This is a genomic window from Chryseobacterium caseinilyticum (genome assembly GCF_014837145.1).
Lineage (GTDB): Bacteria > Bacteroidota > Bacteroidia > Flavobacteriales > Weeksellaceae > Chryseobacterium > Chryseobacterium caseinilyticum.
The window spans coordinates 656,014-668,272 of sequence record NZ_JACYFS010000001.1 but is presented as its reverse complement, the minus strand read 5'-3'; the positions used below and the strand labels follow the sequence as shown (position 1 = coordinate 668,272).

Here is a 12,259-nt window from a genome sequence, read left to right as displayed (position 1 = left end):
ATGTGATTCGGCGAAACCAAAGCTGATATTGGAAGCAGTGGATAAGAACCCGAAGGGTTTAATATCAATAGCCGTGGGTGAAACCGATGGATATTGAAAACACAAATAACGAACCCGAGAGTTCAACAACAATAGCCGTGGGTGAAACCCATGAATATTGAAAAACACAAATAACGAACCCGAAGGGTTCAACAACAATAGCCGTGGGTGGAAACCCATGGAAATTGAAAAACACAAATAACGAACCCGATAGGGTTCAACAAAAAAAACACACAAATGGGAACATACAAGCAAATAATCTATCATATTGTTTTCGGAACAAAACATAGAAAACAAACGATTGATGAGAAAAATGAAACCGAACTTTACAAATATATTTGGGGTATTTTAAACAATAAAAAATGTAAATTATACAGAATTAATGGCATGCCTGACCATATTCATATTTTATGTGATTTACATCCAAATTTAAATCTCAGCAGTTTGGTTAAGGATATTAAAGTAGCATCAAACCTGTGGATGAAAGAATCTGGATTATTTGATGAGTTCGAAGGATGGCAGGAAGGCTATGGAGCATTTACAATATCGGTGAGAGAAAAGGAAACTCTTATAAATTATATTAAGAATCAAAAAGAACATCACAAAAAAGAGACGTTCATGGAAGAATTTAAAAGGTTATTGAATGAGAACGGGATTAAATTTGAAGGTGAAATTATTTAAAATTCAACCCTGCCGGGTTGTTTTGATGCGAATGATGATTCATATTCCATAGGTTTCACCTATGGCTATTAAAATTGAACCCTTCGGGTTCCCCAACATAAAAAAACAATGAAGTTGAATCATAAAGAAAATACACAATGAAAAAGATCTTAATCGCCGACGACGAACACAAGATATTAATGTCTCTGGAATACAGTTTCCGGAAAATCGGGTACGAAGTTTTTATCGCCAGAGACGGAACCGAGGTTTTGGAGTTTTTAAAAACCATCGTTCCAGACGTTATTTTACTCGATATTATGATGCCCAATCTTGACGGCTACAGCACTCTGGAAGAAATTAAAAAGAATGAAAATTTAGACAATACAAAAGTTCTCTTCCTCAGTGCCAAAAACAATCCGAAAGATATTGAGAAAGGCTTGGAAATGGGAGCTGACGCGTACGTAACAAAACCGTACTCGATTAAAAAACTGATTTCTCAGATTGAGGAATTGCTTACTGCTTAAACACGAATATCATAATAGAATTGCGCTAATGATTTAGTGCAATTCGTGAAAAAAGTCGTGCAATTCGTGTTTTAAAAACAACAAATTATGAAGACAGATAATTTATTTAAACAAAGCATAGAAAACAAAGAGCAGTTCTGGAAAGAACAGGCTCAGGAAATTTCGTGGTTTAAATTTCCAAATCAGATTATTTCCAAGGACGGAAATGATTACACCCAATGGTTTGCGGACGGAAAACTCAACATGTCTTATCTCTGCATCGACAAACATATTGAAGACGGTTTTGGAGAAGAAACAGCGATTATCTACGATTCTCCCGTTACCAATCAGAAATTAAAATACACCTTTAATCAGGCTAAAAAAGAAATTTCAAAATTAGCTGGCGGATTGGTTTCTTTAGGTTTAAAAAAAGACGATACCGCAGTCATTTATATGCCGATGATTCCTCAGACGCTTTTTGCGATGTTGGCCTGTGCGCGAATCGGCGTGATTCACAATGTGGTTTTCGGAGGTTTTGCACCTCATGAACTGGTTGTGAGAATCGATGACTGCAAGCCAAATGCATTAATTACCGCCACTGCCGGAATTGAAATTGCCAAGAGAATTCCTTATCTGCCATTGGTTGAAAAAGCAATAGAACTGGCGCAGGATAAAGTCGAAAACATCATTGTTTTTAACAGAAAATTGGTCGACAATCAGCATGAAATGTTTGAAGGAATCATCGATTATGAAGAACTGGTTGAAAAGTCTGAGCCTGCAGATTGTATTTCTGTGGAATCGAATCATCCGCTTTATCTTTTATACACTTCCGGAACTACCGGAAAACCAAAAGGCATCACTAGAGACACCGGCGGTTATGCAACTGCTTTGAAATTTTCCATGAAATACATCTATGGAATTGAACAGGGCGAAACATTTTGGGCGGCTTCCGATTTTGGTTGGGCAGTCGGTCACAGTTACAGCGTTTACGGACCTTTAATCAACAGAAACACAACGATCATTTTTGAAGGAAAGCCAATTATGACTCCCGACGCAGGAACTTTTTGGAGAATTATTTCTGAGTACAAAGTTTTCGCAATGTTTACCGCTCCTACAGCTATCAGAGCGATTAAAAAAGAAGATCCAAATGGCGAATTAGTAAAGAAATATGATTTAAGCCATTTTAAAAAACAGTTTTTGGCAGGCGAAAGATGCGATGTTGCAACTTTGGATTGGTTTGAAAAGCACATCGGTGTTCCCGCCATCGACCATTGGTGGCAGACAGAATCCGGCTCGCCGATGTTAGGCTTACTCACTTTTGATGATAATTATAAAATTAAAAGAGCTTCCGCAGGGAAACCGATTCCAGGATATGATATTAAAATTTTTGATGAAAATGGATATGAAGTGGATGAGCATAAAGAAGGATATTTAGTTATCAAACTTCCGCTTCCACCCGGTGCAATGCTGGGAATTTGGAATGATTACGAACGTTTCGAGAAAAGTTATTTATCTCAGTACAAAGGTTATTATTTTTCAGGAGACGGTGCCATTAAAGATGAAGATGGCTATATTTTCATAACAGGAAGAGTGGATGATGTAATCAACGTAGCCGGCCACCGACTTTCAACTTCAGAAATGGAAGAAATTGTCTCCGCGCATCCTGATGTTGCCGAATGCGCTGTTGTCGGAATAGATGATGACTTGCGCGGACAGGTTCCTTTTGCGGCAGTTGTTTTAAAAAACGGATCTGAGATTTCTGAAACTGATATTGAAAAAGAAATCATTAAAAATGTAAGAGAAAAAATCGGAGCAGTGGCTTTTCTAAAGTCTGTAATGGTTGTAAAAAGACTTCCCAAAACCCGTTCAGGAAAAATTTTAAGAAAACTGATCAGAACGATTATTGATGGTAAAGAATTTCAGATTCCATCGACGATTGATGATGAAATGATTATTGACGAATTAAAGGAGAAGATTCTGCAATACAGAAATTCATAAACTTAAGTGTGATGACAGAAATTATCAAAGCAAATTCCGACGACGCTAAGATTTTAACCGAGATCACAAAAAGATCAAAGGCTTACTGGGGTTATTCTGAGGAACAAATGAATGAATGGTCAGATTTGCTAACCATCACTTCAGAATATATCCAAAGCAATGAAGTTTATAAATTAGTTATCAACAAATCGACTGCTGCTTATTATTCTTATTTCGAAATTGAAAATAACAGCGTGAGGCTGGATAATCTTTTTGTTTCACCAGAAAATATCGGTAAAGGTTATGGTAAATTATTAATGAATGATTTCATTTTAAAAATAAAACAGAGTCAAAGATCAAGAATAATTCTTGATGCCGACCCAAACGCACAGAAATTTTATGAAAGTTTCGGGTTTACAAAAATTGGACAAATTGAAACATCCATAATAGACAGATTTTTACCAATTATGGAACTCAAATTGGATTAAATTTTTGAAAATTCATTTGAAATAGACACCATTTTGCTTATGTAAGTGAAACGGCTTCGTGGGACTTTCAGCAGAGTATTTATAAAAAGCTTTGTGAACTCTGTGTTTAAATATTAAGCACGAGAAATTAATTTAAACATTAAAAATAAATAATTCTAAAAAGAAAAAGTATGAGAAATTACGTGATAGAAGATTTACCGCACTACTTTGAAGAGTACAAAAAATCAATCAAAAACCCGAAAAAATTCTGGGATAAAGTAGCTGACCAAAATTTTGTATGGTACCAAAGATGGAGCAAAGTGGTAAAATATGATATGAATGAGGCAAAAATCACATGGTTTAAAGATGCTAAATTAAATATCACTAAAAACTGCCTCGACAGACATTTATCGGTACGTGGCGAAAAAACAGCCATCATCTGGGAGCCGAACGATCCGAAAGAAGAAGCTCAGCATATTTCCTACAACGAACTGTATGAAAGAGTCAACAAAACAGCCAATGTTCTAAAAGACATGGGCATCGAGAAGGGCGACAGAGTCTGCATCTACCTTCCGATGATTCCTGAGCTGGCGGTTACGATGTTGGCCTGTGCGAAAATCGGAGCTGTACATTCAGTTATTTTCGCCGGATTTTCAGCTTCGGCAGTAGTTTCGAGAGTGAATGACTGCGGCGCAAAAATGCTGATCACTTCAGACGGAAGTTACAGAGGCAATAAAGTTTTAGATTTAAAATCAATAATCGACGAAGCTTTGGAAAAATGTCCTACTGTAGAAAAAGCTTTGGTGGTCAAAAGAACCAACAATGAAGTTAAAATGAAGGAAGGCAGAGATTTCTGGATGGCTGACCTGTACGAAAAAGCTTCTGCCGATTTCGTTACGATCATTATGGATGCCGAAGATCCTCTGTTTATTCTGTACACATCAGGTTCTACCGGAAAACCCAAAGGAATGCTTCACACTTCTGCCGGCTACATGGTTTATTCGGCGTACACATTTAAAAATGTTTTCAATTATCAGGAAAACGACATTTACTGGTGCACTGCAGATATCGGCTGGATTACGGGACACTCTTACATTTTGTACGGACCACTTTTAAATGGGGCAACCACAGTTATTTTTGAAGGAGTACCCACCTATCCTGAGCCTGACAGATTCTGGGAAGTTATTGAAAAGCATAAAGTCACTCAATTTTACACTGCACCAACCGCCATCCGTTCTTTGGCTAAAGAAAGCGCTGAGTGGGTTGATAAACATGATTTAAGCTCATTGAGAGTGATCGGATCTGTGGGAGAACCTATTAACGATGAAGCATGGCATTGGTTTAACGATCACGTAGGAAGAAAAAAATGTCCGATTGTCGATACGTGGTGGCAAACAGAAACCGGCGGAATTATGATCTCTCCTATCCCATTTGTCACGCCGACGAAACCGACTTATGCAACACTTCCGTTACCGGGAATTCAACCGGTTCTGATGGATGACAAACGCAATGAAATCACAGGAAATCAGGTGACAGGAAATCTATGCATCCGTTTTCCATGGCCGGGAATTGCGAGAACGATTTGGGGCGACCATCAAAGATATAAGGAAACTTATTTCTCAGCATTTCCGGGGAAATATTTCACTGGCGACGGTGCTTTGAGAGACGAAGTGGGTTATTACAGAATTACAGGTCGTGTGGATGATGTGGTAATTGTTTCCGGGCACAATTTAGGAACTGCTCCGATTGAAGACAGCATCAACGAACATCCTGCGGTGGCAGAATCTGCGATTGTAGGCTTCCCGCACGACATCAAAGGAAGTGCTTTGTACGGTTTTGTGATTTTAAAAGACACTGGCGCCGGCCGTCAGAAAGAAAACCTGAAAAAAGAAATCAATCAGTTGATTTCAGATCAGATCGGTCCGATTGCAAAGCTTGATAAAATTCAGTTTGTTTCCGGGCTGCCGAAAACACGTTCAGGAAAGATTATGCGAAGAATTCTGAGAAAGATTGCGGAAGGTGACTTCTCGAATTTCGGAGATACTTCTACTCTATTAAATCCTGAAATTGTGGAGGAAATTAAAAACGAGAGAATTTAATTTATTTAAATATTTTAGAGCCTGTTTAATTTTTTAGACAGGCTTTTTAATTTAAAAATTGCTTGATGAAACTAATCTATTTATTAATCGGAATTTTTCTTTTGCAATCCTGCGGGAAAAAAGAACTTAATGAAGATGAAATTTTAGAAATCATACATTCAAATGAAAGTTATGAAAATATGAATCTTAAAAAGGATTTTTTAACGGGTAACGAATTTATAGATTCAACAACAGCATTTAGAAAAATTCTTAATCAAGAAAATTTTAAACCTATCTATGAAGCTGATTTTAACAATGACGGTAAGAAAGACTATCTGTTAAATCTTGCTGATCCAAGGGTTTTAGATAACAATAACGTTGTCAAACCTCACATAAGCGAACACAATTATAATTCTGCACTGTTAATTAGTGGTAATAAAAGTTATCGACTTTTAAATCTGGGAAAAGGAAGAATCTATGAAGTTATTGCGTCGAAAATAATCCAGTTTAACAACCAACCTTTAATTAAACTGATCTCTTATCATCAAGGTTTTGATAATTCTTTTCATTTATTTGATATTGATACTTTGATGATTAAAAACAATGAATTGATGGAATATTATTCTGACAGTAAAAAACATACAGTCGAAAAAATAATTTTCACCAAAAATGAACATTTTCCACCCGTAAGATTATACCAGTTAACATTAACAAAAGATTCTTTAATTCTACATTCTTACCATTATAAAAATTTAAAAGGAAATTTTTCAGGTGACGGCTACTATAGTTTCGAGAAGATGGTGAACGGTCTTAATCAAGTTAATTTCATAAAAATAAATGAAAGATATCCATTTTCAAACGATGATTTTTCAGAGTCAACCGAAATTATTTTCGATAATGGAAAATCAAAAAAAATTTATGATTATAATGGAAAGAGATATTTGTTTCTAATGAATTTCTATGAAAAATTAGATACCCTCATGAGTAAGCAAAAATGGACTGAAATAAAACATTCGTCCATACGAAATAATAGATAAAGTCTTAATATTTTTTAAATTATTATCGATAAAATAAAATATTTAATATTTATTTAAATTTTTCACAATGATGTTGAAATATTTTGTACCTTTAAGTCAAATCCAAAACCAATTATTATGTCCACAATTATTACCGGCGTCTTCCAAAGACACAGCGACTATAAAAGACTCGAAATCGAGCTGGAAATGGCAGGTTTTGATAATGCAGACTACATCGTATATATCACAGACGAGCATCACCAATCTCCCTACATGACGAGCGTTCAGATCTCAGATCAGATTCAGGAGAGCACTGTAAGGAAGGTTTTTGCTGAAAACTCTGTGCTGAAGACTTACCACTTTGAAAACATGAGCATCAGTGAGGCATCCTATTCCACCATAAAAAAGTATATAGATGCTAAAAACAAAACCGAGATTCACGCTACTCCAGATTTAAAGTTCAAAGGTGCCACTAATGGCATGGACTCTGAGGTGAAATTTTAAAAAAACTAATCCTGAAATAAAACTGATAACCGGAATCCGCAGCCAAAAACTGCGGATTTTTTTTGCATGTATAAATTGATAACTGCATTTATTTTTCGTATTTTCGTCTACGTAAAGCCTTCGCAAATGAGTTATGACCTGGAACAGGAGAATAAAGAAATTCTCGCAAGATATAAAGATCTGATTTCTAATACGTACCGTACTTTAGATGAAGAACACAACAAACTGATAAGAAAGGCTTTTGATATCGCTTTGGACGCTCACAAAGACCAAAGAAGAAAATCCGGAGAACCCTATATTTATCATCCTATCGCTGTGGCCAAGATTGTTGCCACAGAAATCGGTCTTGGAGCTACCTCCATTGCCTGCGCTTTGTTGCACGATGTGATTGAAGATTCAGATTACACTTTTGAAGATCTGCAGAAAATATTCGGGTCGAAAATTGCCGAGATCGTAAATGGTCTTACCAAAATTTCGATCATGAACCATCAGAATATTTCGGTTCAGTCTGAAAATTACAGAAAACTTTTACTCACACTTTCCGAAGACTTCAGGGTGATTCTGATCAAAATTGCAGACCGTCTTCACAACATGCGGACTCTTGAAAGTATGGCACCCGACAAGCAGAAGAAAATTGCTTCCGAAACGGTCTACATTTATGCTCCGATGGCGCACCGATTAGGATTATACTACATTAAATCTGAGCTTGAAGATCTCTCATTAAAGTACAATAATCCAGAAGTTTATAATGAAATCACTTCCAAACTCGAACTCGCCAAAGAATCGAGGGAAAAATATATTGAAGAGTTTAAAAATGAAGTTTCAGACCGTCTGCAGGATGAAGGTCTGAATTTCAGCATCAAAGGAAGAGCAAAAGCAATTTCCTCAATTTACAGGAAAATGCTTAAACAAGGCGTTTCCTTCGAGGAAGTTTATGATAATTATGCCATCAGAATTACCTACAAATCCGATGCAAAAAACGAGAAATTTCTTGCGTGGAAAATCTATTCCATTGTAACGGATGTTTACCATTCCAATCCATCAAGGATGAGAGACTGGATTACGCAGCCCCGTTCCACAGGGTACGAAAGTTTGCACCTAACCGTTTTGGGACCAGACAGAAAGTGGATTGAAGTACAGATCCGTTCTGAAAGAATGGATGACATTGCTGAAAAGGGCGTTGCAGCTCATTATAAATACAAAGAAGGCTACAAACAAAGCACTGAAGACCGTAATTTTGAAAAATGGGTTACAGAGATCAGGGACGTTCTGGAACAGCAGCAAAACCTTTCCACATCTGAACTTTTAGATAATATTAAACTTAATCTTTATTCAAAAGAAGTCTTTGTATTTACTCCAAAGGGTGAAATTAAAATTCTCCCAACCAATGCTTCTGCTCTGGATTTTGCGTTTTCGGTGCATTCAGATTTGGGAATGAAATGTTTGGGAGCGAAAATTAACGGTAAACTGGTTCCGATTTCATACAAACTTCAAAACGGAGATCAGATTGATATTCTTTCTTCGCAAAATCAAAAACCAAAATCCGACTGGCTCGAATTTGTAGTTACATCTAAAGCCAAGTCTAAAATCAAAGGCTTCCTGAATTCGCAGAAAAACTCGTTGGTAGAAGAAGGTAAAGAAATACTGCAGAGAAAACTCCGTCATGCTAAAATCAATTTTAATGATGAAGAAGTCAACAAACTTCAGAAATTCTTTAATCTTAAAACTTCTCAGGAATTATTTTTAAAATTTCAAAGCAACGAACTCGATGTCAGCAGCTTAAGAAAGTATATTGAAAGTAAAAATGTTTTCAACAACCTGCTTTCAAGATTCAGAAAATCGCCGACCAAGAACGTTCATTACGAAGAGCCGAAAGAGCAGAATCTCGATATGATCGTCTTTGGTAAAGATGAAGAGAAATTAAATTACTCCTATGCTAAATGCTGTACCGTAATTCCGGGAGATAAAATTTTTGGTTTTATTACCATTTCTGAAGGAATAAAAGTTCACAGCGACACCTGTCCGAATGCCATCAACCTCAGGGCACAGTACGATTACCGAGTGATTCCTGCCAAGTGGGTTAATGAAGAAAGCTTTAAAAACAGAGTGAAAATTGAGATCGAAGGTCTCGACAGAATGGGAATGATCAACGATATTACCACCGTAATCAGCGGCGCAATGGGCATGGACATGAAAAGCATGTCGATAGAATCCAACGACGGAATTTTTACAGGAAACATCAATCTTGAGGTGAAACACACAGGACAGCTCGAAGAAACCTTTAAAAAACTCAAAAATATTAACGGGGTTTCGAGGGTGAGACGACTGTAAAAGATGAAGTTAAGTGTTTATTTTAAGAAATTTTTTCAAAGCAGTCAATCCTCGGGAATTTTATTGATTTTCTGTGTCGCTGTGGCATTGACCATTGCAAATTCGCCGCTGGGAAAAGGTTTTCAGGATTTTCTGGATCTTGAAATGGGTTTTGACAAAATACATTTGAAATATTCTGTAAGCAGCTGGATCAATGATGGATTGATGGCCATTTTTTTCCTTTTGGTCGGACTAGAAATTAAAAGAGAGTTGATGGAAGGTGAACTTTCGTCTTTCAAAAACGCATCACTACCTGTCTTTGCAGCGATTGGAGGAATGTTGATTCCTGCATTAATATTTACCGCTATAAATTATGGCAACAAATACAGCAGCGGCTGGGGAATCCCGATGGCTACTGATATTGCATTTTCTTTAGCCGTAATTGCTCTTTTAGGTAAAAGAGTACCCGCGTCTCTCAAAATTTTTCTTGCAGCACTGGCAATTGTTGATGATTTGGGAGCTATTCTGGTGATTGCCATCTTTTACACAGAACAAATTCACTGGATTTATCTTCTACTGTCATTCGGGATTACTGCAGTTTTATTTATTTTAAATTTTCTGAAAATTAAAAAACTTATTTTCTATCTCATTCCCGGAATATTCCTATGGTATTTTCTACATCATTCCGGAATTCACGCAACCATTGCAGGAGTGATTGTAGCATTAAGTATTCCGACCAATACATCTGAAACAAAAATTTCACCTTTAGAAAAGCTGGAACATTCGCTTCACATTCCGGTAGGTTTTTTCATCATGCCTCTCTTTGCTTTAACCAACACCAATATTGAATTTAAAAGCGGAATGACAGATGTTTTAACCAGTGGTTTAGGTGCAGGAATTATCGGTGGACTTGTTCTGGGAAAATTATTTGGAATTAATTTGTTTTCTCTGATTGCGATTAAACTGAAAATCAGCTCGCTTCCTCAAAATTCCTCATGGAGTCAGATGACAGGTGTCGGTTTACTTGCAGGAATAGGATTTACAATGTCGATATTTATTGCATTGCTATCATTTAAAAATGATGTGCAGATTCAGAATGAAGCCAAGTTTGCCGTCCTGATTGCTTCTGTCATTGCTGCAGTTTCAGGTGCGTTGGTCTTAAGAATAAGTCCTGCAAAAATTAAAGAAGATTTTAAGGATTAGTTTTTAGTAACACTCCACGTTCCTTTTGCACTTCCCATTTCCCACGTTCCGCTTTTGTTCTGCAGATTTCCATAAATAATAAAGCCCTGAGGCGATTTTACTGTTGTATTGAAAGAAGACCCGATAAGACTGGTCCAGTAAGAATCCGTTCCACCATTTGCACTTCTTGTCACTCCCGCGGAAGCATCTTTGGCAACATTCACTGTAAGGCTACCGCTGAGATCGCCGGAATAAGTTCCCGTCCATTTTCCCATAAATTCTGAAGTGAAATTTTCCTGAGCTCTCTTTTCTTCAGCCTGATCGAGAATGTGCTCACAAGACTGCAGAATTATTAATGCGCAGATTATAAATAATTTAATTGCCGGTTTTTTCATCAACGTTTTTCTTTGGTTTTAATTCTTCTTTAGCTGCCTCCTTTTCATCACTGTCAGAAACGGCTTCGAAAGTTGTTGAAATAACCGGGCTGTTTTCGTTTTTCAATTCATCAGCAAGTAATTTTTCTACCCTGAGTTTTCTCAATGCCATATTCAGTTCGTTTCCAAAAAGCAGTAGATATACATTAACGTTAATCCATACCATTAAAAGGATCATGCTTCCGATGGAACCGTATAAAACATTATATCTGGCAATATTTTTAACGTAGAGCGTAAAGAAATAAGTGGTAATGATAAATAAAACGGTTGTTAGGATAGCTCCAGGAACAGCCTGTCTGAAACGTACAATCTTCACCGTTCCCAACCAATAAAATAATGTTAAAAGCAAAAAGAAAAATACCGGAAATGAAACAAAACCGATAATTGCGGAAAGGTTTTTTGTCAGCCATGTAATATTATCGCTGGGCGTAAAAAGTTTCATTACAACTTCCACATAATAAACGCCGAAAAGAGCAAGGAAAACGATGGTTACAAAACCAATTGTGATAAAAAATGAAAGGATAAACTCCTTAACATCGGTCAGTTTTTCATCAGACTTCTCGTTGAAGCCGCTGATAAGGGCAAAAGTTCCGTTGGTGGCAAAAATCAGGGCTATGAGAATGGTTAAATTGCTTATTCCCTTCATATTGGGGATAATATTATCTTCAATATAGGATCTTACATCTCCTTCAATATTGCTCGGGAAAATATTGTGCATCAACACCTCAAAAATATAAAACTGGAGTTTGTCGTAATGAGGCATGTATGGTAAAACCGAAAGCAGGAAAAGTATAAACGGAAAGAGACTTAAGGTAAAGTTCCAGGAAATTCCGGCGGCTTTTCTGCCGATTCTGTCTTTGAAAACCCCTGCAAAATAGATCTGAAACATTTCCCAAAGAGAAATTCCCAGAACAGGAAGGTGAATATCTTCGAAAAATTTCTGAATCTTCAGGAAAACTTTGGGAGTTTTGATAGCCATTTTAGTCTAATCTTTTAAAACTGAAATTCCGTCAGTCAGAATTTCAAATTGCAAAATATTTTCAAATCTTGTAAAAGTAAACAATTAAAATGATTTTCAAAAATCAAGCC

The 12,259-nt window shown here is 36.6% G+C and carries 11 protein-coding genes; 9 read left to right on the top strand and 2 right to left on the bottom strand.

Annotated elements, in window-relative coordinates:
• Positions 1-276 precede the first annotated feature (276 nt).
• The 9 genes from tnpA (at position 277) to nhaA (ending at position 10,757) form a co-directional block, all read left to right on the top strand.
• Complete coding sequence (tnpA, locus tag IC610_RS03180) at positions 277-720, top strand: IS200/IS605 family transposase (RefSeq protein WP_191735203.1); 444 nt, start codon at positions 277-279, stop codon at positions 718-720.
• A gap of 137 nt (positions 721-857) precedes the next feature.
• A complete protein-coding gene (locus tag IC610_RS03175) occupies positions 858-1,223 on the top strand; it encodes a response regulator transcription factor (RefSeq protein ID WP_191735202.1) in 366 nt (121 codons plus the stop codon).
• A gap of 87 nt (positions 1,224-1,310) precedes the next feature.
• On the top strand, positions 1,311-3,200 hold the full coding sequence (locus IC610_RS03170) for an AMP-binding protein (RefSeq protein ID WP_191735201.1): 1,890 nt from the start codon (positions 1,311-1,313) through the stop codon (positions 3,198-3,200).
• 11 nt (positions 3,201-3,211) lie between these two features.
• The gene (locus IC610_RS03165) at positions 3,212-3,667 is read left to right on the top strand and encodes a GNAT family N-acetyltransferase (RefSeq protein WP_191735200.1); all 456 of its coding nucleotides are present in this window, start codon (positions 3,212-3,214) and stop codon (positions 3,665-3,667) included.
• 170 nt (positions 3,668-3,837) lie between these two features.
• The gene (gene acs, locus IC610_RS03160; protein ID WP_191735199.1) at positions 3,838-5,745 is read left to right on the top strand and encodes an acetate--CoA ligase; all 1,908 of its coding nucleotides are present in this window, start codon (positions 3,838-3,840) and stop codon (positions 5,743-5,745) included.
• 65 nt (positions 5,746-5,810) lie between these two features.
• Positions 5,811-6,761 carry a hypothetical protein gene (locus IC610_RS03155; RefSeq protein WP_191735198.1) on the top strand — a complete coding sequence of 317 codons (951 nt, stop codon included), beginning with the start codon at positions 5,811-5,813 and terminating at the stop codon, positions 6,759-6,761.
• 117 nt (positions 6,762-6,878) lie between these two features.
• Positions 6,879-7,244, top strand: a complete 366-nt coding sequence (locus IC610_RS03150) for a hypothetical protein (protein ID WP_191735197.1) — start codon at positions 6,879-6,881, stop codon at positions 7,242-7,244.
• A gap of 126 nt (positions 7,245-7,370) precedes the next feature.
• A complete protein-coding gene (locus tag IC610_RS03145) occupies positions 7,371-9,575 on the top strand; it encodes a RelA/SpoT family protein (protein ID WP_056080175.1) in 2,205 nt (734 codons plus the stop codon).
• A 3-nt stretch (positions 9,576-9,578) separates the two neighbouring features.
• Entirely contained in the window at positions 9,579-10,757 is a 1,179-nt protein-coding gene (gene nhaA, locus IC610_RS03140; RefSeq protein WP_191735196.1) for a Na+/H+ antiporter NhaA, read from the top strand.
• Here the strand turns inward: nhaA and IC610_RS03135 are convergent.
• Together IC610_RS03135 and IC610_RS03130 are read right to left on the bottom strand one after the other, a co-directional pair.
• Positions 10,754-11,131, bottom strand: a complete 378-nt coding sequence (locus IC610_RS03135) for a hypothetical protein (protein ID WP_191735195.1) — start codon at positions 11,129-11,131, stop codon at positions 10,754-10,756. The two genes, nhaA and IC610_RS03135, sit on opposite strands and share 4 nt — an antisense overlap.
• Positions 11,112-12,149, bottom strand: coding sequence for a YihY/virulence factor BrkB family protein (locus tag IC610_RS03130; RefSeq protein WP_191735194.1), 1,038 nt, complete (start codon positions 12,147-12,149; stop codon positions 11,112-11,114). Before IC610_RS03130 ends, IC610_RS03135 begins: the two co-directional genes overlap by 20 nt.
• Between the last annotated feature and the right edge of the window lie 110 nt (positions 12,150-12,259).

What these genes read in the sequence shown, in the direction of transcription:
- tnpA (WP_191735203.1), top strand. Translation starts at nt 277, where the DNA reads ATGGGAACATACAAGCAAATAATCTATCATATTGTTTTCGGAACAAAA.
- IC610_RS03175 (WP_191735202.1), top strand. Translation starts at nt 858, where the DNA reads ATGAAAAAGATCTTAATCGCCGACGACGAACACAAGATATTAATGTCT.
- IC610_RS03170 (WP_191735201.1), top strand. Translation starts at nt 1,311, where the DNA reads ATGAAGACAGATAATTTATTTAAACAAAGCATAGAAAACAAAGAGCAG.
- IC610_RS03165 (WP_191735200.1), top strand. Translation starts at nt 3,212, where the DNA reads ATGACAGAAATTATCAAAGCAAATTCCGACGACGCTAAGATTTTAACC.
- acs (WP_191735199.1), top strand. Translation starts at nt 3,838, where the DNA reads ATGAGAAATTACGTGATAGAAGATTTACCGCACTACTTTGAAGAGTAC.
- IC610_RS03155 (WP_191735198.1), top strand. Translation starts at nt 5,811, where the DNA reads ATGAAACTAATCTATTTATTAATCGGAATTTTTCTTTTGCAATCCTGC.
- IC610_RS03150 (WP_191735197.1), top strand. Translation starts at nt 6,879, where the DNA reads ATGTCCACAATTATTACCGGCGTCTTCCAAAGACACAGCGACTATAAA.
- IC610_RS03145 (WP_056080175.1), top strand. Translation starts at nt 7,371, where the DNA reads ATGAGTTATGACCTGGAACAGGAGAATAAAGAAATTCTCGCAAGATAT.
- nhaA (WP_191735196.1), top strand. Translation starts at nt 9,579, where the DNA reads ATGAAGTTAAGTGTTTATTTTAAGAAATTTTTTCAAAGCAGTCAATCC.
- IC610_RS03135 (WP_191735195.1), bottom strand. Translation starts at nt 11,131, where the DNA reads ATGAAAAAACCGGCAATTAAATTATTTATAATCTGCGCATTAATAATT.
- IC610_RS03130 (WP_191735194.1), bottom strand. Translation starts at nt 12,149, where the DNA reads ATGGCTATCAAAACTCCCAAAGTTTTCCTGAAGATTCAGAAATTTTTC.